Source organism: Marichromatium purpuratum 984, from assembly GCF_000224005.2.
GTDB lineage: Bacteria > Pseudomonadota > Gammaproteobacteria > Chromatiales > Chromatiaceae > Marichromatium > Marichromatium purpuratum.
Genome location: NZ_CP007031.1, coordinates 3,053,207 through 3,078,965, shown reverse-complemented (window position 1 = coordinate 3,078,965; position 25,759 = coordinate 3,053,207). Strand labels below are relative to the sequence as shown.

At 64.9% G+C, this 25,759-nt stretch carries 20 protein-coding genes, 1 pseudogene and 1 riboswitch; of the genes and pseudogenes, 8 read left to right on the top strand and 13 right to left on the bottom strand.

The annotated features are described in order from the left end of the window. Nucleotides 1–293 precede the first annotated feature (293 nt). The 5 genes and pseudogenes from MARPU_RS13365 to MARPU_RS13355 all read right to left on the bottom strand — a co-directional run bounded on the left by MARPU_RS13365 (nt 294) and on the right by MARPU_RS13355 (nt 4,429). On the bottom strand, nt 294–1,019 hold the full coding sequence (locus tag MARPU_RS13365) for a class I SAM-dependent methyltransferase (RefSeq protein WP_005221351.1): 726 nt from the start codon (nt 1,017–1,019) through the stop codon (nt 294–296). Between the two features lie 128 nt (nt 1,020–1,147). Further along, entirely contained in the window at nt 1,148–2,314 is a 1,167-nt protein-coding gene (locus MARPU_RS13360; protein ID WP_005221352.1) for a transposase, read from the bottom strand. A gap of 113 nt (nt 2,315–2,427) precedes the next feature. After that, nucleotides 2,428–2,601: pseudogene (locus MARPU_RS18035) on the bottom strand (Type I secretion system protein TolC); the annotation flags it as partial. A gap of 190 nt (nt 2,602–2,791) precedes the next feature. Beyond that, nucleotides 2,792–3,514, bottom strand: coding sequence for an HNH endonuclease (locus MARPU_RS17320; protein ID WP_005221356.1), 723 nt, complete (start codon nt 3,512–3,514; stop codon nt 2,792–2,794). A gap of 96 nt (nt 3,515–3,610) precedes the next feature. Then, entirely contained in the window at nt 3,611–4,429 is an 819-nt protein-coding gene (locus tag MARPU_RS13355) for an alpha/beta fold hydrolase (RefSeq protein ID WP_005221358.1), read from the bottom strand. A gap of 195 nt (nt 4,430–4,624) precedes the next feature. Between MARPU_RS13355 and MARPU_RS18095 the strand changes: the two genes are divergently transcribed. Beyond that, nucleotides 4,625–6,028 (top strand): integron integrase, encoded by a 1,404-nt coding sequence (locus tag MARPU_RS18095; protein WP_005221360.1) that lies wholly within the window; start codon nt 4,625–4,627, stop codon nt 6,026–6,028. A 61-nt stretch (nt 6,029–6,089) separates the two neighbouring features. Here MARPU_RS18095 and MARPU_RS13345 read toward each other — a convergent pair whose 3' ends face one another. The 5 genes from MARPU_RS13345 to MARPU_RS13325 form a co-directional block, all read right to left on the bottom strand. Beyond that, complete coding sequence (locus tag MARPU_RS13345; protein WP_005221362.1) at nt 6,090–8,453, bottom strand: nitric oxide reductase activation protein NorD; 2,364 nt, start codon at nt 8,451–8,453, stop codon at nt 6,090–6,092. A 51-nt stretch (nt 8,454–8,504) separates the two neighbouring features. After that, a complete protein-coding gene (locus MARPU_RS13340; RefSeq protein ID WP_005221363.1) occupies nt 8,505–8,912 on the bottom strand; it encodes a four helix bundle protein in 408 nt (135 codons plus the stop codon). Nucleotides 8,913–9,077: 165 nt separating this feature from the next. Continuing rightward, nucleotides 9,078–9,884 (bottom strand): CbbQ/NirQ/NorQ/GpvN family protein, encoded by an 807-nt coding sequence (locus MARPU_RS13335; protein WP_005221365.1) that lies wholly within the window; start codon nt 9,882–9,884, stop codon nt 9,078–9,080. Between the two features lie 91 nt (nt 9,885–9,975). Then, the gene (locus tag MARPU_RS13330) at nt 9,976–10,332 is read right to left on the bottom strand and encodes a ribulose bisphosphate carboxylase small subunit (protein WP_005221368.1); all 357 of its coding nucleotides are present in this window, start codon (nt 10,330–10,332) and stop codon (nt 9,976–9,978) included. Nucleotides 10,333–10,588: 256 nt separating this feature from the next. After that, nucleotides 10,589–12,007 carry a form I ribulose bisphosphate carboxylase large subunit gene (locus MARPU_RS13325; RefSeq protein ID WP_005221369.1) on the bottom strand — a complete coding sequence of 473 codons (1,419 nt, stop codon included), beginning with the start codon at nt 12,005–12,007 and terminating at the stop codon, nt 10,589–10,591. A gap of 203 nt (nt 12,008–12,210) precedes the next feature. On the opposite strand from MARPU_RS13325, the gene MARPU_RS13320 reads away from it, so the two are divergent. The 3 genes from MARPU_RS13320 (at nt 12,211) to gloB (ending at nt 16,118) form a co-directional block, all read left to right on the top strand. Next, nucleotides 12,211–13,146, top strand: coding sequence for a LysR family transcriptional regulator (locus tag MARPU_RS13320; RefSeq protein WP_005221370.1), 936 nt, complete (start codon nt 12,211–12,213; stop codon nt 13,144–13,146). A 177-nt stretch (nt 13,147–13,323) separates the two neighbouring features. Continuing rightward, a complete protein-coding gene (dxs, locus tag MARPU_RS13315; RefSeq protein ID WP_005221371.1) occupies nt 13,324–15,255 on the top strand; it encodes a 1-deoxy-D-xylulose-5-phosphate synthase in 1,932 nt (643 codons plus the stop codon). Between the two features lie 83 nt (nt 15,256–15,338). Further along, a complete protein-coding gene (gloB, locus tag MARPU_RS13310) occupies nt 15,339–16,118 on the top strand; it encodes a hydroxyacylglutathione hydrolase (RefSeq protein ID WP_005221372.1) in 780 nt (259 codons plus the stop codon). A 42-nt stretch (nt 16,119–16,160) separates the two neighbouring features. On the opposite strand, the gene metF is transcribed toward gloB, so the two are convergent. The 3 genes from metF to metK form a co-directional block, all read right to left on the bottom strand. After that, a complete protein-coding gene (gene metF, locus MARPU_RS13305; RefSeq protein WP_005221373.1) occupies nt 16,161–17,021 on the bottom strand; it encodes a methylenetetrahydrofolate reductase [NAD(P)H] in 861 nt (286 codons plus the stop codon). Nucleotides 17,022–17,166: 145 nt separating this feature from the next. Continuing rightward, nucleotides 17,167–18,573 (bottom strand): adenosylhomocysteinase, encoded by a 1,407-nt coding sequence (ahcY, locus tag MARPU_RS13300; RefSeq protein WP_005221374.1) that lies wholly within the window; start codon nt 18,571–18,573, stop codon nt 17,167–17,169. 25 nt (nt 18,574–18,598) lie between these two features. Further along, a riboswitch (S-adenosyl-L-homocysteine riboswitch) is annotated at nt 18,599–18,686 on the bottom strand. A gap of 16 nt (nt 18,687–18,702) precedes the next feature. Continuing rightward, nucleotides 18,703–19,893, bottom strand: coding sequence for a methionine adenosyltransferase (gene metK / locus MARPU_RS13295; protein ID WP_005221376.1), 1,191 nt, complete (start codon nt 19,891–19,893; stop codon nt 18,703–18,705). Between the two features lie 440 nt (nt 19,894–20,333). Between metK and MARPU_RS13290 the strand changes: the two genes are divergently transcribed. From MARPU_RS13290 to MARPU_RS13275, 4 genes are all read left to right on the top strand, one after another. Then, a complete protein-coding gene (locus tag MARPU_RS13290) occupies nt 20,334–20,891 on the top strand; it encodes a thioredoxin family protein (RefSeq protein ID WP_005221377.1) in 558 nt (185 codons plus the stop codon). A 363-nt stretch (nt 20,892–21,254) separates the two neighbouring features. After that, nucleotides 21,255–23,267, top strand: a complete 2,013-nt coding sequence (tkt, locus tag MARPU_RS13285; protein WP_005221384.1) for a transketolase — start codon at nt 21,255–21,257, stop codon at nt 23,265–23,267. Nucleotides 23,268–23,407: 140 nt separating this feature from the next. After that, on the top strand, nt 23,408–24,409 hold the full coding sequence (gap, locus tag MARPU_RS13280; protein ID WP_005221386.1) for a type I glyceraldehyde-3-phosphate dehydrogenase: 1,002 nt from the start codon (nt 23,408–23,410) through the stop codon (nt 24,407–24,409). A gap of 159 nt (nt 24,410–24,568) precedes the next feature. Continuing rightward, a complete protein-coding gene (locus MARPU_RS13275; RefSeq protein WP_005221387.1) occupies nt 24,569–25,750 on the top strand; it encodes a phosphoglycerate kinase in 1,182 nt (393 codons plus the stop codon). Nucleotides 25,751–25,759 lie beyond the last annotated feature (9 nt).

The window sequence follows — 25,759 nt, the reverse complement described above, 5'->3', positions numbered from 1 at the left end:
TAGCGCGTCACGGTCAGCGGGCGTCATCAGCCGTATCGCGGCACCGATGCTATCGGTCCCGCGATACGGAGTATTGGCCGGGGACGGGGGAGGGCGATGCAGTCGCCGCCGGATCATCTGTCACCGCGTCGGACCCTTTGAGCGGGAAATCCGCGTGCTCGCCGAAGCGCTCGGGGCGATGCCGAGTCGGGTGAAGAAGTCGGACAGCCTTGCCGGGGTCACGCTGCGCTTTCATGAGGCGTCGATGACAAACAGGTGTTCTTTGTCGATGCGGAATTGTTCGATGTTTTGTTTCACTTGGTTGCTATTACGGTAACGAATCCTTTGTCAACGGTGGAGTCTATGTTGCTGAAGCCGATGCTTGAGAGCTGTTCATCTATCCACTGTTTCGACCGCCTAAGCTTTCTGTAATAACTCTTGTTGAGTGTCCATTGCTCGCCCTCTCTCATGTGGACGAGATCGTAAACCTTGACCGTGTCTCGTTCGTGCTCAAGGAAACAAGTGAAGATGATGTTTTTATCGCTCCTCACCAAGATGAATCGGTCGAGTTCGGAAAGCTCAGGTGACAGGTCGCGAAATGTGACTACGAACTTTCCACCTTCCTCCAACGACGAGATGACCTTCCTGAAAAGGGTTCTTGCTCTGTCTTCGGATTCGAGGTGAATGAGTGTGTCTGTCATGCAAACGATGAGTTCGGCGTTGCCGCCGGTGTGTTTGTCAAAGTCGACAATGTCTTCCTGGATGACGCTAATCGGTAGTTCTCCAGAGTGACGCCTCAATTCGTCCAGTAGTTTTCTGTCGGTATCGATGGCGGTTACGGAGAATCCTGCTCGGGCTAGTGGGATGGACTGGAAGCCACAGCCTGCCCCGAGGTCAATCGCCACGCCGGAGCGAGTTGGGGTTATTTTACGTGTTTCGAAGAAGTCCATGTTCTTCTGGATGCCGGCCGTGAATCCGCCACACATCCAAGCGTAGACGTCCGAGAGGACATTGTCGTAGTGCTCTTTGACTGTCGGCATAGGTTTTTTCTCTTTGTGTGCCTCTTTCACCTTAATGATTAAGTGGACGTTAATTGGGTAGATTGCCTGGGATTATCTCGCCAGGAGAAACCCAGGCGGATATCCAAAAAACTCAAAAGAGACGAGGATTATGCCGCGGTAGCTGAGGGATTGGCCGTTGCTGGCGTGGAGAAGAGGGCTTTGGCGTGTCGCACGCCCCGTAGATAACGACACTCGCGCTGCGCGGCGAGTGCCGTCAGTCGCTGCGGTGCGCCGATCGCTGCGCCGAAGCCCTTGAGCAGAAAACCGGCATGCTCGACGAAGCGCTCGGGGGCGATGCCGAGTCGGGAGAGGATCTCGGGCAGCTCCGCCGGGATCGATCCGCGCTTGCGTGGATGCAGGGCGCGGCCGAGTGAATCGACCAGGGGCAGGTAGTCGTCGAGAGTGAAAGGAACGACGGCGGGGACCTCGGCGGGATTGCCGAAAGGCATCAGTGGGGCTGGAGGCAGGCGGTCGAGCGCGGCCTCCCGGCGGTTGTCGCTGCAGGCGTTCGGTGAGGTGTCGGTGTGGTCGGTGGTCGTGTGTGCTGCTGGCGAGGCGTCGATGGTCTCAGGCGTTGAGCGTTGTACGTTAGTGGGCCGCCCCTCCGTCATGCCTTCATCGCTCGTCCGCAAGGCAGCGATCCGCGCCGCGATCCCAGTATGCGCACTCTCCTCCGGCGTCTCCGCAATCCCCGCCCGAATCGGGTTGAGATCGACATAGGCCATCACCGCCAACAGCGCCGTCTCGTCGAGGATCGCCTGTGAACGGAAGCGTCCCTCCCAGAATCGCCCCCGAACTCCGTCCTCCCGATTCGCCATCCGCGCGATCGACTCGTTCAGCACCCGCATGAACCACGAGAGATCCGCTAGCCGCGCCCGGTAGGTCGCGATCAATTCCGCGACCCCATCCAGCTCCGCCTCGGTCATCTCCGTCCGCGTCGCCGGTGACAGGAACCGCTCCACTACTACAGGCCCCCGGAACAGACACCGCCAGCGCCGCAACACCTCGGTATCCGACCACCCCGCAGCCCGATCGGCATCCACCCGCACCACCAGATGCACGTGATTGCTCATCACCGCATAGGCCGCGACATCGATCGCGAACACCCCCGCGAGCTGGCGCAACCGCAACTCCACCCAGCCGCGACGATGCTCGAAGCTCCGCCCCGTCAGCCGATCGAAGCCGCAGAGATAGGCGCGTCGCACGCACCGCGTGACGACGTGATACCAGGGCGTATCGGACAAGGAGACGAGCGAGGCGCGGGGACGAGTCATGGGGCATCTCCGCTGGGGGTGTTGGGAGAAGCGTAGGAGAGCGCCTTGGGAGCGTCAACGGTAAGTGGGTGTCCTTATACGGTAAGTAAGTGGGTGTCCTTTACTCTCCATCCGAACACCCCCGCGAGCTGACGCAACCGCAACTCCACCCACCCGCGCCGATGCTCGAAGCTCCGCCCCGTCAACCGATCGAAGCCGCAGAGATAGGCCCGGCGCACGCAACGCGTGACGACGTGATACCAAGGCGTATCGGACAAGGAGACGAGCGCGGCGCGGGGACGAGTCATGGTGCATCTCCTCCGCTGGAGGTTTTGGGGGAAGCGTAGGAGAGGGCCTTGGGAGCGTCAACGGTAAGTGGGTGTCTTTTGGTACTCTCTCTGTAAGCCTAACGCTCAAATAAACGGCTAAAAATGCTTGGCTATACTTGTGAGCGCAGCGAACTAAGCCAAGCGTTTTTAGTCCGATTTAATTTTCTTGTTATGTGTTTTTATAAACCGCCGTTCGATGATAACTTAGATAAGTCTCATGCTCTTTTTGAATATTGATAGCCATATTTTCATCAATTCCGGCAACCTTGTAGTCAGTAAAATAAGGGGAAATTAGAATTTTTCCGGAGGAATCAAAACTGATAAGCCCAGAGTCAAACGCTTTATCAATATTTGCTAATAGTAAGAAGCCATTAAATTTATCAAGGCGTTGATCGTCAGTGGATGACTTCCAAGGTCTGATATGGCTTGCGATGAGAAGCTCGCTAGTTGTACACCCCGTGACAGCACACCCACCCCACATTATAAGAAGATCTTTTCTAAAAGAACCTTGCCCGACTCTGGCTTTGATGAGAGCCTCTTTTTCTGTCTCACTTTTTGTTGAATCAGAGATAATCTCTGAAATGTCTAACTCTAAATCGGTAGGTTCTGACTTTTTACTTTGATAAATAATGTCAATTTGATTGGCCAAGCTTTGAGCATTGGATGTAGGAAACTCATTACTTGTCGCATAAACACTGTGACCTCTGTTGATGGCTTTGTCAAAATCAAAACCATTGATAGTTCTGCCACTCACAATATCACCAATATGAAATACGTGCTCGAAGGACTCATCATCAAAGTCTCTAACCACCTTAACAGCATTCACTAATTTAAAAAATGTGTAAACAGGATCGTTCTTCTTGTTCTTTCTTTTATATGTATGTGACTTCATGTTTCTCCTTGACACATAACGCTGAGCGCACCGGTGGCCTTTACAGAGCAGAGCGGCGTAAAGGCCATCCGCGTGACGCGCCTGGTTATGTAGTTTTTAGGCCTGAGCAAAATCCAAAATTTCCTTCACCAACTCATCAGGCCTCTCCTCAATGACGAGGTGGCCTGCATCATCTATCACACGCAGAACCGATCCCGGGATCATGCCATGGAGCTCTTCTCCACGCTCCAGCGGTATCCAGCTATCCTCCCGCCCCCACAAAATCAAGGTGTGTGTAGTAATCGTAGGGTAAAGAGGCTGGACCTCGTCGGTATATTTGGAGTCTGCTTGAGCCATCTGACGATAGAAAGCAGTCTTACCTTGCTCGCCAGCCCACGACGAAACGATTCCCTCTAGTGTTGCCTCATCAAGTGGCTTAAAAGCAGCCGTTTGCACATAGGACCGGACCACAGCTTCGTGAATATAGTCGGGCAGCCCTGAAAAAGCGGCTTCATAACTGTTCACATGGCGGAAAAACGGCGAGCCCCAAGGAGAGACCGCAACCGGATCAATCAGAATGATTTTCTTAAAAGACCGCTTATTGAGAAGGTGAACTCTGAGGGCAGTTGCGCCGCCAAAGTCATGACCGACAATAATCGGGTCATCCAGTTCCCAATGGGCAAGCAAGCCATCCAAAACCTTATTTTGCACACCCAACGACACATCGCCTTCCGTCACACACGACTGGCCATAGCCCAGAAAGTCAAAGAAGTAGACCGTGTACTCTTCGGACAGCTTCCGAATCAAATGTCGCAGATTGAATGATGACCAAGGGGTGCCATGCACCAGGACCATTGGTGGACCTTCACCCAGCCGCCCAAAACGAACTTTTCTCCCATCGTAGTCATATGACTCTGAAAGCTCCCAACTGCTCATTAGTCGAACTCCTTTTCTACATAACAGTTGATTAGACGGAATCAGTAATTATTGCGCTATACAGATTCTCTAATTTCTGAACTAGACAGAATCTGCATAGCGTGTCTATGATTCGTGTACGCACCCTCGCTATCCTCAAAATTTCGCGATGTAGCCGTCCCAACCAACTACGCATACACGAGCTGAGCCTAGGCCATGGACAACAACCCGTCAACCTATAAGGAAAAGGTGCGGTCGTTTTGGCGCCGGTACGTGCAAAAGGTCGAAAAATCAGGGATTAAACCTCCATTCGACCGTTGGATAGTGCGGCGTGCGGAGCAGTACATCGCGGCTTTTCCGGATCGGAAGCTGGCGGAGCAGTGCCCTGCCGACGTCGAGCGCTATCTGACGGAGGTGGGTCAGAGGACCGAGATGAAGGACTGGCAGTTTCGCCAGATTGTCGATGCTATACGGATTTTGTTCGAGCTCGCGGGCGTGGAATGGCTGGAGCAGGTGGACTGGGAGCAGTGGCGGGCATCGGCCCGACGGCTGGAGCCGAGCCATCCGACGGTGGCTCGGGATTATGAAGCGGGTCCGGCGAGTCCGGACGTGGATTCATCGGATGACTCGAATCATTCCTTCGCCGAGATCCGCAAGACGCATTCGGCCCTGCTGGATCGTGTCGTCAAGACCATTCGGGTCCGTGGAATGACGATCCGCACCGAGCAGACCTATGTCCATTGGATGATGCGCTATATCGCCTTCAGCGGAAATCGGGATCCGACCGATCTGGACGCCTCGCATATCGGGCGTTTTCTGGAATATCTGGCTGTCGATCGGCGCGTGGCCGCGAGCACCCAGAATCTGGCGCTCAATGCCCTGGTCTTTCTCTATCGCGAGGTTTTGGGGAGGGAGGATCTGGATGTCGGTGGTTTCGCCCGCGCCAAGCGTCCTCGGCGTCTGCCCACGGTGCTCACGCATGCCGAGGTCACGGCGCTTCTCGACCAGCTCGAGGGGGTTCACCAATTGATGGGATCGCTCCTCTATGGCACGGGGATGCGGCTGATGGAATGCGTCCGGCTGCGCGTGCAGGACGTCGATTTCGGATACGGCCAGATCCTGATCCGCAATGCCAAGGGGGGCAAGGATCGGGTGGCTCCATTGCCGGAGCGCGCTCAGGATGAGCTGAGGGATCAATTGGCGCGCGTGAAGGTACTGCATGACAACGACCTGGCGGAGGGTTACGGCGAGGTCTATCTCCCGGATGCCTTGGCACGCAAGTATCCGAACGCCGCCAAGGATTGGCAGTGGCAATACGTCTTCCCAAGCGGACGGCTCTCTCAGGATCCGCGCAGCGGGTCCGCGCGACGTCATCATCTGCACGAGTCGGCCCTCCAGAAAGCCGTGAATCGCGCGGCGCAAGCGGCCGGCATCACGAAGCGGGTCGGGCCCCATACGCTTCGACATAGCTTCGCAACCCATGTGCTCCAGGCGGGATATGACATCCGCACGGTTCAGGAATTGCTGGGGCATGCGGACGTGTCGACCACCATGATCTATACGCATGTGCTGAATCGCGGCGGGAAGGGGGTGCGGAGTCCGCTGGATGCCTTGGTGTGAGCGAGCGGTGATTTCCTTTCGGCGCAATAGGCTGTCGCTATTGCGCCCTACGGGTGTCCCCTCACCCCGTCAACACCCCAAACACCCCAGGCAACCGCTCCGGCAACCGTTCCACCTGATCGACGATCGAGTACCCGTTCTCGCCGAAGATCCGCGCGACATAGCGGTCGGCCTCGGGGTCGAGGGTGAGGCAGTGGGTGTGGATGCCGCGGGTGCGCAGGTCCTCGACCGCCTTCTTGGCGTCGTGGCGGAGGTATTGCGGGTCGCGCTCGTCGATGTCGGCGGGCTCGCCGTCGGTGATGAGCAGCACCAGGCGCTTCTGCGCCGGTTGCTGTTCGAGGTGATGGCCGGCGTGGCGCAGCGCCGCGCCCATGCGGGTGGAGAGCCCGCCGCGCATCCCAGCCATGCGTGACTTGGCCGCGTCGCCATAGTCCTGGTCGAAGTCCTTGAAGCGGTAGTAGCGGACGTCGTGACGACCGTCGGAGGCGAAGCCGTGGACGGCGAAGGCGTCGCCGATGGCGTCGATCGCCCAGGCGAGCAGGCCGGTGGCCTCGCGGGTGAGGTCGAGGATGCTGGGGGCCTCGTCGTAGCCGGGCTCGCCCTCGTTGACGCCGACCTTCTCGTTGGTCGACTCGGAGAGGTCCATCAGCACGACGATGGCGAGATCGCGGACGTGGCGGGTGATGCGGATGTTGATGCGCGGGTCGGGCATGACGCCGCGGCGGATGTCGACCATGGCGCGCACCGCGGCTTCGAGGTCGAGCTCCTCGCCCTCCTCGTAGCCGCGCCGACGCACCACGCCCTGGGGCTGGAGGGCGTCGATGAGGTGGCGGATGCGCGAGGCGATGGGGCGATGGCGGGTGAGGATCTCGTCCATCAGCGCCGGGTCGCCGCGCTCCTGGCGGCGCTCGATCACGCTCGTCCAGTCGGGGCGGTAGAGCTGGACGTGGTAGTCCCACTCGGGATAGTGGAAGGGCTCGGAGATCGGCTCGCGGCCCTCCAGCTCGTTGATGGTGCAGTCCTCCTGGTCGAGCCAGAAGGGGGTGGCGAGGTTCCACACCTCCTGGGCGTCGTCGCCGGCAAGCTCGCAGTCGAGTTCGTTGACCATCTCCATCACGCTGACCTGACGGCGCACCTGTCGCGCGCGCTCGGGCAGGTAGTCGAGCCCCTGGGTGATGAACAGGTTCTCGTCGAAGGCCCAGCAGTAGCGGTTGTCGTCGCGATAGGGCAGGGGCATGTCCTCGAGCACGCGCAGGCTCGGCAGCGCCACCAGTTCGAGCGCGCGGTCGTGGAAGGCGAGCCCGGCCTCGCGGCTGATGGCGTTGTCGGTGCCGCGGGTGGCGCAGTGCTGATGGAAGCGCGCGGCGCTCTCGGCGATCGCCGGTTCCGGGTCCTGGTACTCGGGTTCGAGCAGGGCACGCGCCAGCCGGGTGAGCAGCGATTGCATCGGGTGGGCGTTGGCCGCGAGGGTGACGGCGTGGGCGTGGATGGCGCCCCAGAGCTTGCGCAGGCCGGGGAACTCGGCGACCGCCAGGGCCTCGACGCGGGCGTCCTCGAACAGGGTGACGACGAAGCGCTGCGCCGGGCTCAGGCCGGCGCCGTCGAGCGGCGCGGTGGTGTAGACCAGGTGGGCGGCGCAGTGGGCGGCGGCGGCGCGGTAGAGGTCGACGCCGGGGATGCCCTGCCAGTCGTCGAAGGCATCGGGGAGATGGATCTGGAAGTCCTCGATGAAGGGGCGCAGCCCCTCGCGCGACTCGTAGTCGCCCGAGGTCGGACGCATGAAGAAGGCGCGCGCCCAGAGCGCGCGCAGGTAGAAGTTGAGACGGCGCTGGTTGTCGACGAACAGGGTGCCGCGCCGCTCCTGCTGGAGCACCGCGCGCGAGGCCTCGCTGGCCAGGCCGAAGTAGGCGAGCTGGCCGTCGAGGTCGCGGGCGTGGGCCTGGGCGCCCCACAGCGCCCAGCGGCGCAGCCCGCCGAGGGTGAGCTTGGCGAACAGCTCGTCGCTGTGTTCGAGCATCGGGCGCAGGCCGCGCGGGGCCTTGCCGGCGAGTTGGTGGAGCAGGCCGAGATAGCCGCGCATCAGCTCGGCGTCGCCGAGCCGGGTGGCGGCCAGCCCGAGCGAGCCGAGCAGCAGGGTGAGCACGGTGCCGGAGGTGTGCGAGGCGAGCTTCATCAGCGCGCCGACGATGTCGGGGATGATGTCCTCGCCGAGTTCGCGGGCGACCCCGGGCATCTCCTGCACATAGGTCATCACCAGATCGTCGCCCTTGTTGAGCGTGCACATCGCGCGGATGCCGGTGACATAGTGCTCCAGCCCGCGCGGCGAGAGCAGGCGCGCGGCCTCGTGATGGCTCGCCTCGAGCGCCTGGGCGTGCTCGGCGCCGGACTTGAGGCAGGAGAGTGCGTCTTGGATATCGCTGGTCATGCAAAGCCTCCAGATATCAGCCACCAGCCTCCAGTGGACGGTGCCGCGTGCTCATCGAGCATCCTCGTCCGGTGGCGTTGACCGTGGGCTAGGGGGATGTGGGGTCGGTGGGGCGAGCGAGGAGAGTAGCCCGACGAGCATCCGCCGGATCTCCGCGCACTCGCGCATGCGCTCATCGGCGTGTGCTGCCGGCAGGTAGTGGAGATCGCGCGCCAACAGACACTGGTATTCGAGTTCGTTGACCGATCCTGCCGCGATACGCACGAAGCGGGCGAAGTCGGCATCGCTGCCGCGCCCACAGCCCTCGGCGAGGTTCGATGGTGCCGAGGACGCCGCGCGGCGCATCTGCGGAACCAGCCCGAAGCGTTCGCTCGACGGGAAGCCCTGGGTGGTCTCGTAGATGGCGAGCGTCAGCGTGTGGGCCTTGTGCCAGACGGACAGCTTGCGATAGTCGCGCATGATGCTTTACCAGCTACCAGCTACCAGCTACCAGCTACCAGCTACCAGCTACCAGCCTTCAGCTATCAGCCGCCAGCGGTCTGTCGTCGACTGTCGGCGGTTGGTATCCGCCTCACTGGTGGCTGGCGGCTGTCCGCTGGTGGCTGACCGCTGACCGCTGGCCGCTTAGAAATAGGTATCCACCGCCGCGTCGAGGGTGTCGCGCATGTCGGGGTCGTCGGTGAGGGGGCGGACCAGGGCCATCTGGGCGGCGGCGCGGGGTTCGATGCCCTTGGCCATGAGCTGGGCGGCGTAGACCAGCAGGCGGGTGGACATGCCCTCGTCGAGGCCGTGGCCCTTGAGATTGCGGCTGCGCTGGGCGACCTGCACCAGCCTGTCGGCCTGGTCGCGCTCGATGCCGCCCTCGTGGGCGACGATCTCGGCCTCGATCGCGGCGCCGGGATAGCTGAAGTCGAGCGCGCCGAAGCGCTGCTTGGTCGACTGCTTGAGGTCCTTCATCAAGCTCTGGTAGCCAGGGTTGTAGGAGATGACGATCTGGAAGTCGGGGTGGGCCTCGACCAGCTCGCCCTTCTTCTCCAGCGGCAGGCAGCGACGGTGGTCGGTGAGCGGGTGGATCACCACGGTGGTGTCCTGGCGTGCCTCGACCACCTCGTCGAGATAGCAGATGGCGCCGATGCGCGCGGCGACGGTGAGCGGGCCGTCCTGCCAGCGGGTGCCGTCGGCGTCGAGCAGGAAGCGCCCGACCAGGTCCGAGGCGGTCATGTCCTCGTTGCAGGCGACGGTGATCAGCGGGCGTTCGAGCCGCCAGGCCATGTACTCGACGAAGCGCGACTTGCCGCAGCCGGTCGGCCCCTTGAGCATCACCGGCATGCGCGCGGCGTAGGCGGCCTCGTAGAGGCGTACCTCGTCCTCGACCGTGCGGTAGTAGGGCTCCTCTCGGATCAGGTATTGGTCGCGATGGGTCTCGCTCATGGGGGCAGTCCTTGAACGCTGGGCGGGCGGGGGACGGACGCGACCGGCGCCGGTCGCGTCCGTGACGTCACAAGCGATGGCGGGGCCGTGGTCAGACCGGGGTGCCGCGATAGATGACCATGGCCGCGCCCTGCGACTGGGCGTAGTTGTCGTAGCCGATCAGGCGCACGTGGTTGTCGGGATGGGCCTGGTGACAGGCCTCGGCCTCGGCGAGGATGGTGTCGACGTCGGTCTCGCCGAACATCGGCAGCTTCCACATGTACCAGTAGTGGTCGAAGGCGTTCTCCGGCTCGGTGTGCTCGATCGCCGGATTCCAACCCTTGGAGACGATGAACTCGACCTGTTGGCGGATGCCCTCGGGGCTCATCGCCGGCAGGTAGGAGAAGGTCTCGAACTTGCGGCTGCTCGCGTCCTCGAGGCTCGATTGGTAGTCCTGCATTTCGCTCATGGTGACACTCTCTATGGTTGGAACCGCACAGGCGCCGAGGGCGCGACGAGTGATCTTGTGGTTCGGGTCGCCGCCGCCATCGCTGGCGGCACCGCCCGTGGGACTTGGTGCCCCTTATGGTTATGCGTGCGCCTCGCGGCGCCGCGCTGCTCCCCGGCGTTGCCGGGCCCGTCCGCGGACGGGGTCCTCCTCGTCTCTACGATCGGCGAGCCTGCGGTCGGTCGGCTCGGATGATTCGGGTTGGTCGGGGCCGGGGTCACTTGTGGGCGACGTCGAGCTTGTCGACGGTGTCGAACTCGAACTTGATCTCCTTCCAGGTCTCCATCGCGGCCTTCAGCTCGGGGCTGTGGGCGGCTGCGGCGCTGAGCACCTCCTTGCCCTCCTTCTCGATCGCGCGACCCTGGTTGCGGGCCTCGACGCAGGCCTCGAGCGCGACCCGGTTGGCCGCCGCGCCGGCGGCGTTGCCCCAGGGGTGGCCGAGGGTGCCGCCACCGAACTGGAACACCGCGTCGTCACCGAAGATGGCGAGCAGCGCCGGCATGTGCCAGACGTGGATGCCGCCGGAGGCGACGGCGAAGACGCCCGGCATCGACCCCCAGTCCTGATCGAAGAAGATGCCGCGCGAGCGGTCCTCCTCGATGTAGGACTCGCGCAGCAGATCGATCCAGCCGAGGGTGGCGGCGCGGTCGCCTTCGAGCTTGCCGACCACGGTGCCGGTGTGCAGGTGATCGCCACCGGACAGACGCAACAGCTTGGCGAGCACGCGGAAGTGGATGCCGTGGTGCGGGTGGCGGTCGATCACCGCGTGCATCGCGCGGTGGATGTGCAGCAGCACGCCGTTGTCGCGACACCACTGCGCCAGTCCGGTGTTGGCGCACCAGCCGCCGGTGATGTAGTCGTGCATGATGATCGGGGCGCCGATCTCCTTGGCGTACTCGGCGCGCTTGAACATCTCGTCCGGGGTCGGGGCGGTGACGTTGAGATAGTGCCCCTTGCGCTCGCCGGTCTCGCGTTCGGCCTTGTCGATCGCCTCCATGACGAAGTCGAAGCGTTGACGCCAGCGCATGAACGGCTGCGAGTTGACGTTCTCGTCGTCCTTGGTGAAGTCGAGACCGCCGCGCAGGCACTCGTAGACGGCGCGCCCGTAGTTCTTCGCCGAGAGTCCGAGCTTGGGCTTGATGGTGCAGCCGAGCAGCGGTCGACCGTACTTGTTCATGACGTCGCGCTCGACCTGGATGCCGTGCGGCGGGCCGTTGCAGGTCATGACATAGGCGATGGGGAAGCGTACGTCTTCGAGACGCAGGGTGCGCACGGCCTTGAAGCCGAACACGTTACCCACCAGCGAGGTGAAGACGTTGACCACCGAGCCTTCTTCGAACAGGTCGATGGGGTAGGCGATGAAGGCGTAGAAGCGCTCGTCGTCGCCGGGCACGTCCTCGATGGCGTAGGCGCGGCCCTTGTAATGGTCGAGGTCGGTGAGCAGGTCGGTCCACACCGTGGTCCAGGTGCCGGTGGAGGACTCGGCGGCGACCGCCGCCGCGGCCTCCTCGCGTGCCACCCCGGGCTGCGGGGTGATCTTGAAGCACGCCAGGAGGTCGGTGTCCTTCGGCGTATAGTCGGGCATCCAGTAGGTTTCGCGGTATTCTTTGACGCCCGCGTTATAGGTCTTGGCCATGCTCGGTCCTCCACATAGGGCTCGGTATGTTGCTGCGTGCCGGTATTCTTGGGCCGGACCCGGTCGGTGTGGCCGGGGGCGCAACCTGGGGATCGATTATATGGAACAACCCTATAATTACTACTAAATATTGCTTATGTTTAATATAAGCCATAGATTATGATAGATGGGTCAATTGCCCGCCGTCCCTGGGGGCCTGCACGATGAATGTGTCATTGCGTCAGCTACGCGTCTTCGAGGCGGTGGCCCGTCACCTCAGCTACACCCGCGCGGCCGAGGCGTTGCACCTGAGCCAGCCGGCGGTGTCGATGCAGGTCCGCCAACTCGAGGACGCGGCCGGCCTGGCGCTGTTCGAGCGGTTGGGCAAGCGGATCGAGTTGACCGAGGCCGGGCGCGAGTTATTCCATTACAGTCGCGCGATCAATCGCTCGCTGCAGGAGATGGAAGAGGTCCTGGAGTCGCTCAAGGGCGTCAATCGTGGTCGTCTGCACCTGGCCGCCGCCAGTACCGTCAACTATTTCGCGCCCCGGCTGCTCGCCGCCTTTCAACAGCGCTATCCCGGGATCGCGCTGGAACTCGAGATCACCAATCGCGAGTCATTGATCCAATTGCTCCAGGCCAATGCCGTCGACTTGGTGCTGATGGGCCAGCCGCCGGATCGGGTCGAGGTCGAGGCCGACCCCTTCATGGACAATCCGCTGGTGGTGATCGCGCCCCCCGAGCACCCGCTCGCCGGGGTGAGCGCCATCCCGCTGGCGCGTCTCGCCGAGGAGCCTTTCGTGATGCGTGAGCCGGGCTCCGGGACGCGGCAGGCGATGGAGCGCGTGTTCAGCGAGCACGGCATGACCATCCGCCAGGGGCTGCAGATGACCCGCAACGAGGCGGTCAAGCAGGCGGTGCGCTCCGGGCTGGGGTTGAGCGTGGTGTCGTTGCACACCCTCGAACTCGAACTCGAGACCGGTCGCCTGGTGATCCTCGACGTCGCCGGCTTCCCGCAACGGCGTCAGTGGTATCTGGTCTATCGCCGAGGTCGGCGTCTGTCGCCCGCCGCGCGCGCCTTCCACGACTTCGTCTCCACCGAGGCGATCGCCGTCGCCGGTCGGGTGCTGCGCTCCCCCGGGGTATTGGTCACCGATTGAGGGTGCGCCGATCGAGGCGTGCAAGCCTGGCGGGGTTGGTGGGGCGACTAAAACACCTTTTCCTGATCTTGGTCGGTGTTCGGCGCGGATCTCGGTGTGTGATTGCGTTTGCGTTGGTCAGCGCCGAATCGATTCGTCTAAACTAGTCCGCCTGCCAAAAAACAGACCTGTCAGACCATGCCCGACCGCACTCCGAGTGATTCCGGCGCCGCCGTGTTGCGGCATCCGCTTCTTGCCTCGATCGACAGCCCGTCCGACCTGCGGGCGTTACCCGAGAGCCAGTTACCCGAGGTCGCGCACGAGTTGCGCAGCCTTCTCGTCGACACGGTGTCGCGTACCGGCGGCCATCTCGCCGCTGGGCTGGGGGTCGTCGAGCTGACACTGGGTCTGCATTACGTGTTCGACACTCCAGAGGATCGCGTGGTGTGGGACGTCGGCCATCAGGCCTACCCGCACAAGATCCTCACCGGCCGGCGCGATCGCATGCACAGCCTGCGTCAAAAAGGCGGCCTGTCCGGTTTCCCCAAGCGTGGCGAGAGCGCGTACGACACCTTCGGCGTCGGCCACTCCAGCACCTCGATCAGTGCCGCGCTGGGCATGGCGATCGCCGCCAAGCAGCGCGGCGAGCGCCGCAATGTCATCGCGGTGATCGGTGACGGTGCGCTGGGCGCGGGCATGGCCTTCGAGGCGCTCAATCACGCAGGCTCCATGGACATCGACCTGACGGTGATCCTCAACGACAACGAGATGTCGATCTCACCGCCGGTCGGCGCCATCAGCAACCATCTGGCGCGACTGCTCTCGGGCAAGCTCTACACCAGCATGCGCGAGGGTAGCAAGAGCGCGCTGCGCGGCATGCCGCAGCTGCGCGAGCTGGTCGGGCGTTGGGAAGAGCACATGAAGGGCATGGTGATGCCGAGCACCCTGTTCGAGGAGCTTGGTTTCAACTACATCGGCCCGATCGACGGTCACGACCTCGAGTCGGTGCTCAAGACCCTGCGCAACGTCAAGGGCATGCCGGGGCAGCGTCTGCTGCACGTGGTCACCCACAAGGGGCACGGTTACGAGCCCGCCGAGGGGCAGCCGGTGACCTTCCACGGCGTCACCCCCTTCGATCGTCAGACCGGCGAGTTCCGCAAGTCCAAGGCCAAGGGTCCGACCTATACCAAGGTGTTCGGCTCCTGGCTGTGCGACACCGCTGCGCGCGACCCGCGCCTGGTGGCGATCACCCCGGCGATGTGCGAGGGCTCGGGGATGGGCGAGTTCGCCAAGCGTTTCCCGCAGCGTTTCCACGACGTCGGCATCGCCGAGCAGCATGCGGTGACGCTCGCCGCGGGCATGGCCTGCGAGGGCGTCAAGCCGGTGGTGGCGATCTATTCGAGCTTCCTCCAGCGCGCTTTCGACCAGCTCGTCCACGACGTCTGTCTGCAGCAGCTCGACGTCACCCTGGCGGTCGATCGTGGTGGTCTGGTGGGGGCCGACGGCGCCACCCACGCCGGCTGTTTCGATCTCAGCTTCTCGCGCCCGCTGCCCGATCTGGTGATCATGGCCCCGGCCGACGAGAACGAGTGTCGGCAGATGCTCAAGACCGGCTATGAGTTCAACGGGCCGGCGATGGTGCGCTATCCGCGTGGCGTCGGCCCCGGCGTCGCCGTCGATCCCGCTGCCCCGGCGCTGCCGATCGGGCGCGGTCTGCGGGTGCGCGAGGGCCAGCGGGTGGCGATGCTCGCCTTCGGCACCATGGTCGCGCCGGCGCTGGAAGTCGCCGAGGAGCTGGATGCGACGGTCGCCAACATGCGCTTCGTCAAGCCGCTCGATCGCGAACTGATCCTCGCGCTGGCGCGCGAGCATGCGCTGCTGGTCACCCTGGAGGAGAACACCCTCGCCGGTGGCGCCGGCAGCGCGATCACCGAACTGCTCAACGCCGAGGGCGTGGTGGTGCCGGTGCTCCAGCTCGGACTGCCCGATCGCAACGTCGACCACGCCACCCAGGCCGAGCAGCTCGCCGAGTGCGGGCTTGATGTCGCGGGTATCCGCGACTCGGTGAGCCGGGCGCTCGCCGCGCTCGAGACCAAGGCCCCACGCCGCGAGCAGACGCTCGCCGGCTAGCCGCCGCCGTGCCGGGCGCCACGCGCCCGGCCACCACCCCCCTCCCATCGCCGTCCCCGCCGTTGCCCGAGGAGCCGTCGATCATGCTCGAACCCATCGCCATCCCCGCCTTCGAGGACAACTACATCTGGCTGCTGCGCGCCCCCGGCGGCACCGGCGTGACCCTGGTCGATCCGGGCGAGGCCGCGCCGGTGCTGGCCTATCTCAGCGAGCACGGGCTGCATCTCGAGGCGGTGCTGCTCACCCATCATCACGGTGACCACATCGGTGGCGTCGAGACGCTGTGCGCCGCCTTTCCCGAGGTGGTCGTTTACGCCCCGGAGGACGCGCGCATCGCGCTGGCGCATCAGCGGGTGGGGGAGGGGGATGCCATCGAGCCCGTCGGGCTCGGCGTGACCTTCCGCGTGCTGGAGGTGCCGGGGCATACCGCGACCCATGTCGCCTATCTCGGCGAGGGACGGCTGTTCTGCGGCGATACCCTGTTCGCCGCCGGCTGTGGCCGGGTGTTCGACGGCACCGCCGAGCAGCTGGCGCGCTCGCTGGCGCGGATCGCGCGGCTGGCGCCGGAGACGCTGTGTTATTGCGCCCACGAGTACACCGAGGCCAACCTCGGCTTCGCTCAATGGGTCGAGCCGCAGCACGCGGCGCTCGAGGCGCGCATCGTCGAGGTGCGCGCGGCGCGTGCGGCGGGCCGGGCGACGGTGCCGAGCACGCTCGCCGAGGAACTGGCGACCAATCCCTTCCTGCGGGTCGCGGTGCCCGAGGTGCGCGCGGCCGCCGAGCGCTTCGCCGGCGAGGCGCTGGAGGAGTCGGCGGCGGTGTTCGCCGCGCTGCGACGCTGGAAGGACGAGCGCTACGATTGAGGGGCGCCGGCGCGTCCGGGGCGCGCGCCGGCGTTGGCTGGCTCAGTCGCCGCTGGGCAGCCCCAGCTCTTGCCACAGACGCAGCGTCGGACCGGACTGGTTCATGGTGTAGAAGTGCAGTCCGGGGGCGCCGCCCTCGATCAGGCGCCGGCACAGCTGTAGCACCACCTCGTGACCGAACTCGCGGGTGCTGGCGAGATCATCGCCGAAGCCCTCGAGCCGACGGCGGATCCAGCGCGGGATCTCGGCGCCGCAGGCATCGGAGAAGCGGGCGAGCTGGCTGTGGTTGGTGATCGGCATGATGCCGGGCACGATGGGGATGTCGATGCCCACTGCCTGGCAGCGCTCGATGAAGGCGAAATAGGCGTCGGCGTTGTAGAAGTACTGGGTGATGGCGGCGTCGGCGCCGGCCTCGACCTTGCGCTTGAAATTGGCCAGGTCGCGGTCCGGGGTGCCGGACTGGGGGTGGTACTCGGGATAGGCCGCGACCTCGATGCGGAAGTGATCGCCGGTGCGCGCGCGGATGAACTCGACGAGTTCGTTGGCATAGCGGAAGTCACCGCCGATGCCGCCGCCCATGCCCGAGGGCAGGTCGCCGCGCAGCGCCACCAGGCGGTCGATGCCCTGTTCGCGGTAGTGCCCCAGCAGCTCTTCGACCTCGGCCCGGGGAGAGCCGATGCAGGCGAGATGGGGGGCGGTGTCGATGCCCTGGCTGCGCAGCCAGGAGACGGTCTCGAAGGTGCCCTTGCGGGTCGAGCCGCCAGCGCCGTAGGTGACCGAGAAATACCGCGGTGAGACGGTGTTGAGGGTGGCGATCTCGCTTTTGAGCCGCTCCATGCGCTCGGCGGTCTTGGGCGGGAAGAGTTCGAGGCTGTAGGTCGGGGTGGGATCTTGTGGCGACATGTTCTGGCACTCCGGCCACCGCCGCGCGAGGGCGCGGGCGCGCGGTGCGCGACGGTCGCGTGATGAGTTGAGGTGAGGAACCGTGGCGGCCGCGACGGCCGTAGCCAAGAGGCCACGACTGCCGCGTCCGGGACGCGCGAGCCGCTTAGTAGCGGTAGTGCTCGGGCTTGTACGGTCCGTTCACATCGACGCCGATGTAGGCCGCCTGATCCTCGGTGAGGGTGGTCAGGTGCGCGCCGATCTTGTCCAGGTGCAGTCGCGCGACCTCCTCGTCGAGGTGCTTGGGCAGGATGTAGACGCCGATCGGGTACGCGTCTTCCTTGGTGAAGAGTTCGATCTGCGCCAGCACCTGGTTGGTGAAGCTGTTGGACATCACGAAGCTCGGGTGGCCGGTGGCGCAGCCGAGGTTCACCAGTCGACCCTGGGCGAGCATGATGATGCGCTTGCCGTCGGGGAAGATGATGTGATCGACCTGCGGCTTGATCTCCTCCCACTGGTACTGGCTGACGCTGGCGATGTCGATCTCGTTGTCGAAGTGACCGATGTTGCAGACGATCGCCTGATCCTTCATCGCCGCCATGTGGTCGTGGCCGATGATGTCCTTGTTGCCGGTGGTGGTGACGAAGATGTCGGCGATCGGCGCCGCCTCTTCCATGGTCACCACGCGGAAGCCTTCCATCGCCGCCTGCAGGGCGCAGATCGGGTCGATCTCCGAGACCCACACGGTGGCGCCGAGTCCGCGCAGCGACTGCGCGCAGCCCTTGCCGACGTCGCCATAGCCGCAGACCATGGAGATCTTGCCGGCGATCATCACGTCGGTGGCGCGCTTGATGCCGTCGACGAGCGATTCGCGACAACCGTAGAGGTTGTCGAACTTGGATTTGGTCACCGAGTCGTTGACATTGATCGCGGGGAACAGCAGCGAACCGTTCTTGGCCATCTCGTAGAGACGGTGGACACCGGTGGTGGTCTCCTCGGTGACGCCCTTGATGCCCTCGGCGATCTTGTGCCAGTGCTGGCCGTCACGCTCGAAGGTGCGCCCGAGCACGCCGAGCACCGCGGTCCACTCCTCGTTGTCCTCGGCGCAGGGCGCGGGGACCGCGCCGGCCTTCTCGTACTCGACGCCCTTGTGCACCAGCAGGGTGGCGTCGCCGCCGTCGTCGAGGATCATGTTCGGGCCCTGGCCGTCGGGCCAGTTGAGCACCTGCTCGGTGCACCACCAGTACTCCTCCAGGGTCTCGCCCTTCCAGGCATAGACCGGCACGCCGGCAGCGGCGATCGCGGCGGCGGCGTGATCCTGGGTGGAGAAGATGTTGCACGAGCACCAGCGCACCTCGGCGCCGAGCGCGACCAGGGTCTCGATCAGCACGGCGGTCTGGATGGTCATGTGCAGGCTGCCGGTGATGCGGGCGCCGGCGAGGGGCTTGGAGGGACCGTACTTCTCGCGCAGGGCCATCAGGCCCGGCATCTCGGTCTCGGCGATGGCGATCTCGCGACGACCGAAGTCGGCGAGGGTGATGTCAGCGACCTTGTAATCGGTGAACTCACTCATGGTTGATCAACTCTTCTTGATGAATCGTGAGTGAGCGCCGTTCGAACTGTATGCCCCGTCCCCGAGCCTGGCCCGGACCTCGATGGTCCCGGGTTGCAGCGCTCCTCGGTGGCGGGGGGCTGGGTGGGCTTAGAGCCCGGCGGCGGCGCGCAGCGCCTCGGCCTTGTCGGTCCGCTCCCAGGTGAAACCGGCCTCGGGACGACCGAAGTGACCGTAGGCGGCGGTATCGCGATACTTGATCAGCTCGTGGTTGGTCAGGTCAAGCATGTTGATGATGCCATAGGGGCGCAGGTCGAAGTGCTCGCGCACCAGCTCGACGATGCGCTCCTCGCTCACATGCGCGGTGCCGAAGGTCTCGATCGAGACCGAGGTCGGCTCGGCGACGCCGATGGCGTAGGAGACCTGGATCTCGCACTTGTCGGCGAGTCCGGCGGCGACGATGTTCTTGGCGACATAGCGACCGGCGTAGGCGGCCGAGCGATCGACCTTGGACGGGTCCTTGCCGGAGAAGGCGCCACCGCCGTGACGGGCCATGCCGCCGTAGGTGTCGACGATGATCTTGCGCCCGGTCAGGCCGCAGTCGCCGACTGGGCCGCCGATGACGAACTTGCCGGTGGGGTTGATGTGGTACTTGGTCTCGGCGTTGAGCCAACCGGTAGCGCCGAGCACGGGCTTGATCACCTCCTCCATCACCGCTTCCTGCAGCACGCGCTCGCTGACCTCTTCGCCGTGCTGGGTGGAGAGCACCACGGCGTCGACGCCGACCGGCTTGCCGTCGCGGTAGCGCATGGTGATCTGCGACTTGGCGTCGGGACGCAGCCAGGGCAGGGTGCCGTTCTTGCGTACCTCGGCCTGACGCTTCACCAGGCGGTGGGCGTAGTCGATCGGCGCCGGCATCAGCATGTCGGTCTCGTTGGTGGCATAGCCGAACATCAGGCCCTGGTCACCGGCGCCCTGGGCCTCCTCGCTCTCGCGATCGACACCCTGGTTGATGTCCTTGGACTGCTCGCCGAGGGCGATCATCACGCCGCAGGTGTTGCCGTCGAAGCCGACCTCGGAGTTGTCGTAGCCGATGTCCTTGACCACCTCACGCACCACGCGCTCGTAATCGATCTTGAGGTCGGCGTCGGTCACAGTGATCTCGCCGGCGAGCATCACGAAGCCGGTCTTGACCAGGGTCTCGCAGGCCACGCGCGCCTTGGCGTGGTTGGGGTCGCGGCGATAGATCTCGTCGAGGACGGCGTCCGAGATCTGGTCTGCCATCTTGTCCGGATGTCCTTCGGAGACCGATTCCGAGGTGAAGATGTAGTCCTTGCTCATACGAGTCGAGCCCTATTCATGGCGCCAGGGTGGCGCGTTGATGAAGCCGCCCATGATAGCGGCTCGCGTGACGTTCGCGAAGCCCGCGCCGCGGCGTCATGATGCGGCGATCGGTGGCGATCGGGGCGAGATTTGGAATCCCCTTCCGTTCCGGTAACATGCGAGGCGCGGACGGGTCGCCGACATCCTTCCCGGTCGCCGGCGCGTGGCTGCTGGGGATGCGTTCGGGGGGGCGGATGTGGCATGTTGCCCGGGGGCTGGGAGCAGACTCCGGCCTGCTGGTGGCCGCCGCCACCGCCCTGTTGCGTCCGCTCCAGTGGCCCCTTCTCCCGGGTCCGCGCTCGTCGGCGTCGTGCTCGCGAGGACGCGAATGTCCCCTTCGGTCGCGCCCGTCAGGGTGGCGGCCCCGCACCATCGAACCGCCAACTCGGAGGACCGTCATGGTTTCACTCGAGACCCCCGTGTGTGACTTCGGCCAACCGGCCCCGGACTTCGCCCTGCCGGGCGTCGACGGCCGCACCTGGACGCGCGATGCCTGCAGCGGCGAGCGCGGACTGCTGGTGATGTTCATCTGCAACCACTGCCCTTACGTCCAGTCGGTGCGTGACCGTATCGTGCGCGATACCGCCGAACTGGCCACGCTCGGTATCGGCAGCGTGGCGATCATGTCCAACGACGTCGCCGACTACCCCGAGGACTCGTTCGACAACATGCGCGAGATCGCCGAGCGTTTCGCCTTCCCCTTCCCCTATCTCTACGACGCCGACCAGGCGGTGGCCAAGGCCTATGGTGCGGTCTGCACCCCCGACTTCTTCGGCTACAACGCCGCGCTCGAGCTGCAGTATCGCGGTCGGCTCGATGCCAGTCGCAAGCAGGCCGCCCCCGCCGACGTGCGCCGCGACCTGTTCGAGGCGATGCGCGAGGTCGCGCTGAGCGGGCGCGGCCCGGCCGAGCAGATCCCGAGCATGGGCTGCTCGATCAAGTGGATGGAGGGCTGAGCGCGGCCCAGCCCGCGCCGGTGCGCCCGGCGCGGTGGTAAACTGATGTGGTATTTCCAGCGTCAATCCTGAATATTATGAAATGTTAAAATAGTTTTTGGCGGTATAAGTTTGTTTTGATGTCCGACCCTAGACCTTTGGTTCACAATCAAGGGCCCTGTGTGGAACTCTCCGGCCAACTCGCGCGTTCTCGCCCCGGGTCGGAGGATGGGAACTTCCCTGCTCGATGCGGCCGCCAGCCCCGCACGCCACATTCATCGCATTCGCGGGCCGTTTCCGGGTGAGCCTCAGTCCGTCGTGATGCCTCGGCGCTCCGGTCCGCACAATCAGTATCTTCGTCATCGTCAACTTCAGGAGGGGCTCATGTCCTCACGCAGAGAACTCGCCAACGCCGTCCGGGCACTTGCCATGGATGCGGTGCAGAAGGCCAAGTCCGGGCACCCGGGCGCGCCGATGGGCATGGCCGACATCGCCGAGGTGTTGTGGAACGACTTCATGAGTCACAATCCGGCCAACCCCCAGTGGCCGGATCGTGATCGCTTCGTGCTCTCCAACGGGCACGGCTCGATGCTGCTGTATTCTCTGCTCCATCTCACCGGCTACGACCTCGGTATCGAGGACCTCAAGCAGTTCCGCCAGCTCCACTCCAAGACCCCGGGTCACCCCGAGTACGGCTATGCCCCCGGTGTCGAGACCACCACCGGGCCGCTCGGTCAGGGCATCACCAATGCCGTCGGCATGGCGATCGCGGAGAAGGCGCTCGCCGCCCAGTTCAACCGCCCCGGTCACGACATCGTCGACCATCACACCTACGCCTTCCTCGGCGACGGTTGCTTGATGGAAGGCATCTCGCACGAGGCCTGCTCGCTCGCCGGCGCGCTCGGTTTGGGCAAGCTGATCGCCGTCTATGACGACAACAACATTTCCATCGACGGCGAGGTGCGCGGCGAGGGTGACACCCCCGGCTGGTTCCTCGACGACACCCCCAAGCGCTTCGAGGCCTATGGCTGGCACGTCATCGCCAAGGTCGACGGTCACGACCCCGACGCGATCCAGGTTGCGCTCGAAGAGGCGCGTGCGGTCACCGATCGGCCGACGCTGATCTGTTGCCAGACCATCATCGGCTACGGCTCGCCCAACAAGCAGGGTACTGAGTCCTGTCACGGCGCCGCGCTCGGCGAGGAGGAGATCGCGCTCACCCGCGAGGCGCTAGGCTGGAACCACGCACCGTTCGAGATCCCCAAGGAGGTCTACGCCGGCTGGAGCGCACGCGAGCGCGGCGCCGCCGCCGAGGGCGCGTGGCGCGAGCGCTTCGCCGCCTACGCCAAGGCCTATCCCGCCGCGGCCGCCGAGTTCGAGCGACGCATGGCCGGTGAGCTGCCGGAGGACTGGGCCGCGCAGGCCGATGCCTTCATCGCCGGGGTCGCCGCCAAGGGCGAGAGCATCGCCTCGCGCAAGGCCTCGCAGAATGCGCTCAACGGTTTCGGTCCGCTACTGCCGGAGCTGCTCGGCGGCTCGGCCGATCTGGCCGGTTCCAACCTGTCGCTGTGGCAGGGCTGCAAGGGCATCGGCAAGGACGACGCGGCGGGGAACTACGTCTACTACGGCGTGCGCGAGTTCGGCATGTCGGCGATCATGAACGGTATCGCCCTGCACGGCGGCTTCGTGCCCTATGGCGCGACCTTCCTGATGTTCTCCGAGTACGCCCGCAACGCGCTGCGCATGGCGGCGCTGATGAAGGTGCCCTCGATCTTCGTCTACACCCACGACTCCATCGGTCTCGGCGAGGACGGTCCCACTCACCAGCCGGTCGAGCAGATCCCGACCCTGCGCATGATCCCCAACATGAACGTGTGGCGGCCCTGCGACGCGGTCGAGTCGGCGGTCGCCTGGCGTCAGGCGATCGAGCGGCGCGACGGCCCCAGTTCGCTGATCTTTTCGCGTCAGGCGCTGCCGCACGTCGAGCGTGACGCCGAGCAGCTGGCGGCGATCGCGCGCGGCGGCTACGTGGTGCGCGATTGCGCCGGCACTCCCGAGGTGATCATCATCGCCACCGGCTCCGAGGTCGCACTCGCCCTCGGTGCCGCCGAGGCGCTCGAAGGGCGCGCGGTGCGCGTGGTGTCGATGCCCTCGACTGACGCCTTCGACGCCCAGGACGCGGCCTATCGCGAGTCGGTGCTGCCGCGCGCGGTCGAGGCGCGGGTGGCCGTCGAGGCGGCCGTCGGCGACGGTTGGTGGAAGTACGTCGGTTCGCGCGGCGCGGTGCTCGGCATCGATCGCTTCGGCGAATCGGCCCCGGCCGGCGCGCTGTTCAAGGAATTCGGTTTCACCGTCGACAACCTGGTCGCGGTCGTCGAGGGGGTGCTGCAGGGTTGATGGGTCCGGTCGCCGGGGCTCCCCATCTCCGGTGGCCGAACGCTCAATGACCGACAACCGCGCGGGCCGTGGCGATGCGGCGTCGCGCACGCCCTCGCGGTTCGACATATTTCGCTCAACAAGTTAAGGAGCTTGAACGCATGACAATCAAAGTCGGTATCAACGGGTTCGGTCGTATCGGTCGGATGACCTTCCGGGCGATCTCCAAGCACTTCCCGGACATCGAAGTGGTGGCGATCAACGACCTGCTCGACCCCGAGTACCTGGCCTACATGCTCAAGTACGACTCGGTGCACGGTCGCTTCCCCGGCGAGGTCGCGGTCGACGGCTCGACCATGATCGTCGACGGCAAGCGCATCCGTCTCACCGCCGAGCGCGACCCGGCCAACCTCAAGTGGAACGAGGCCGGGGTCGAGCTGGTGATCGAGAGCACCGGCTTCTTCCTCACCGCCGAGGCCTGCCAGAAACACCTCGACGCCGGCGCCCGCAAGGTGGTGCAGAGCGCGCCCTCGAAGGACGCCACGCCGATGTTCGTGTTCGGCGTCAACCACCAGGAGTACGCCGGTCAGACGATCGTCTCGGCCGCTTCCTGCACCACCAACTGTCTGGCGCCCGTGGCCAAGGTGCTCAACGACAACTGGGGCGTGAAGCGTGGCCTGATGACCACGGTGCACGCCGCCACCGCCAGCCAGAAGACCGTCGACGGTCCGTCGATGAAGGACTGGCGCGGTGGTCGCGGTATCCTCGAGAACATCATCCCGTCCTCGACCGGCGCGGCCAAGGCCGTCGGCAAGGTGCTGCCGGCGCTCAACGGCAAGCTCACCGGCATGTCCTTCCGCGTGCCGACCTCGGACGTCTCGGTGGTCGACCTCACCGTCGAGCTTGAGGCGCCGGCCGACTACGACGCCATCTGCGCGGCGATGCGCAAGGCCGCCGAGGGTGAGATGGCCGGTGTGCTCGCCTACACCGAGGACAAGGTGGTCTCGACCGATTTCCGCGGCTTCAATGCCCCCTCGATCTTCGATGCCACCGCCGGCATCGCCCTCGATCCGACCTTCATCAAGGTCGTCTCCTGGTACGACAACGAGTTCGGCTACACCTGCAACATGCTGCGGCTGGTCGAGTACGTGGCCAACAACTGAGGCCGCGCACGGTGCCGCGAGGCGCCGTCGTCCCGGTGACCGCCGTCTGGCGGTCGCCGCCGCGCCGTCGACCGCTCCGGTCGGCGGCCCCGCCGAGGGCGATCAGGCAAGCCCGGGCTTGCGCCTGATCTCCTTCCTCATCCATCCAGAGGGTTTTTCATGTCCTTCATCAAGCTCACCGACCTCGATCTCGCCGGCAAGCGGGTGCTGATCCGCTCTGACCTCAACGTGCCGGTCAAGGATGGCCTGGTCAGCTCGGATGCGCGCATCCGCGCCTCGCTGGCGACCTACGAGCACTGTCTGCGCGCCGGCGCGCGAGTGCTGGTGATGTCGCACCTGGGCCGTCCCCAGGAGGGCGAGTTCTCCGCCGAGAACTCACTCGCCCCGGTCGCCGCCGATCTCGGCGCCAAGCTCGGGCGCGAGGTGCGGCTGGTGCGTGACTATCTCGACACCCCGCCGGAGGTCGCCGAGGGCGAGCTGGTGCTGCTCGAGAACGTGCGTTTCAACGCCGGCGAGAAGAAGGACGACGAGACGCTGGCGCGGCGCTACGCGGCGCTGTGCGACGTCTTCGTGATGGACGCCTTCGGCACCGCCCACCGCGCCCAGGCCTCGACCCATGGCGTCGGACACTTCGCCCCCCAGGCCTGCGCCGGGTTGCTGCTCAGCGCCGAACTCGAGGCGCTGCGTCAGGCGCTGGCCGAGCCGGCGCGCCCGATGGTCGCCATCGTCGGCGGCTCCAAGGTCTCGACCAAGCTCACCGTGCTCGAATCGCTTGCCGAGAAGGTCGACCAGCTGGTGGTCGGCGGCGGCATCGCCAACACCTTCCTCGCCGCCGCCGGGCTGCCGGTCGGCCAATCGCTGCACGAGGCCGATCTGGTGCCCACCGCCAAGGCGTTGATGGAGACCATGGCCGCGCGCGGCGCCGGCATCCCGATCGCCACCGACGTGGTCTGCGGCAAGCGCTTCGACGAGCAGGAGCGGGCGGTGATCAAGGCCGCTGCCGAGGTCACCGAGGACGACATGATCTTCGACATCGGCCCGGACTCGGCACACGCCCTGGCCGAGGTCATCCAGGGGGCCGGCACCATCGTCTGGAACGGCCCGGTCGGGGTGTTTGAGTTCGACCAGTTCGGCGCGGGCACCCGGGTGGTCGCCGAGGCGATCGCCGCGGCCCCCGGCTTCAGCCTCGCCGGCGGTGGTGACACCATCGCCGCGATCCAGAAGTACGGCATCGAGGACCGTGTTTCCTACATCTCCACCGCCGGTGGCGCTTTCCTCGAGTATCTAGAGGGTAAGACCCTGCCCGCGGTGGCCATGCTCGAGGCCCGGGCCAAGGACTGATCGACCCGA

What these genes read in the sequence shown, in the direction of transcription:
- MARPU_RS13275 (WP_005221387.1), top strand. Translation starts at nt 24,569, where the DNA reads ATGTCCTTCATCAAGCTCACCGACCTCGATCTCGCCGGCAAGCGGGTG.
- metK (WP_005221376.1), bottom strand. Translation starts at nt 19,893, where the DNA reads ATGAGCAAGGACTACATCTTCACCTCGGAATCGGTCTCCGAAGGACAT.
- MARPU_RS13330 (WP_005221368.1), bottom strand. Translation starts at nt 10,332, where the DNA reads ATGAGCGAAATGCAGGACTACCAATCGAGCCTCGAGGACGCGAGCAGC.
- ahcY (WP_005221374.1), bottom strand. Translation starts at nt 18,573, where the DNA reads ATGAGTGAGTTCACCGATTACAAGGTCGCTGACATCACCCTCGCCGAC.
- MARPU_RS13335 (WP_005221365.1), bottom strand. Translation starts at nt 9,884, where the DNA reads ATGAGCGAGACCCATCGCGACCAATACCTGATCCGAGAGGAGCCCTAC.
- MARPU_RS17320 (WP_005221356.1), bottom strand. Translation starts at nt 3,514, where the DNA reads ATGAAGTCACATACATATAAAAGAAAGAACAAGAAGAACGATCCTGTT.
- gloB (WP_005221372.1), top strand. Translation starts at nt 15,339, where the DNA reads ATGCTCGAACCCATCGCCATCCCCGCCTTCGAGGACAACTACATCTGG.
- MARPU_RS13345 (WP_005221362.1), bottom strand. Translation starts at nt 8,453, where the DNA reads ATGACCAGCGATATCCAAGACGCACTCTCCTGCCTCAAGTCCGGCGCC.
- dxs (WP_005221371.1), top strand. Translation starts at nt 13,324, where the DNA reads ATGCCCGACCGCACTCCGAGTGATTCCGGCGCCGCCGTGTTGCGGCAT.
- MARPU_RS13340 (WP_005221363.1), bottom strand. Translation starts at nt 8,912, where the DNA reads ATGCGCGACTATCGCAAGCTGTCCGTCTGGCACAAGGCCCACACGCTG.
- MARPU_RS13360 (WP_005221352.1), bottom strand. Translation starts at nt 2,314, where the DNA reads ATGACTCGTCCCCGCGCCTCGCTCGTCTCCTTGTCCGATACGCCCTGG.
- gap (WP_005221386.1), top strand. Translation starts at nt 23,408, where the DNA reads ATGACAATCAAAGTCGGTATCAACGGGTTCGGTCGTATCGGTCGGATG.
- metF (WP_005221373.1), bottom strand. Translation starts at nt 17,021, where the DNA reads ATGTCGCCACAAGATCCCACCCCGACCTACAGCCTCGAACTCTTCCCG.
- tkt (WP_005221384.1), top strand. Translation starts at nt 21,255, where the DNA reads ATGTCCTCACGCAGAGAACTCGCCAACGCCGTCCGGGCACTTGCCATG.
- MARPU_RS18095 (WP_005221360.1), top strand. Translation starts at nt 4,625, where the DNA reads ATGGACAACAACCCGTCAACCTATAAGGAAAAGGTGCGGTCGTTTTGG.
- MARPU_RS13365 (WP_005221351.1), bottom strand. Translation starts at nt 1,019, where the DNA reads ATGCCGACAGTCAAAGAGCACTACGACAATGTCCTCTCGGACGTCTAC.
- MARPU_RS13325 (WP_005221369.1), bottom strand. Translation starts at nt 12,007, where the DNA reads ATGGCCAAGACCTATAACGCGGGCGTCAAAGAATACCGCGAAACCTAC.
- MARPU_RS13290 (WP_005221377.1), top strand. Translation starts at nt 20,334, where the DNA reads ATGGTTTCACTCGAGACCCCCGTGTGTGACTTCGGCCAACCGGCCCCG.
- MARPU_RS13320 (WP_005221370.1), top strand. Translation starts at nt 12,211, where the DNA reads ATGAATGTGTCATTGCGTCAGCTACGCGTCTTCGAGGCGGTGGCCCGT.
- MARPU_RS13355 (WP_005221358.1), bottom strand. Translation starts at nt 4,429, where the DNA reads ATGAGCAGTTGGGAGCTTTCAGAGTCATATGACTACGATGGGAGAAAA.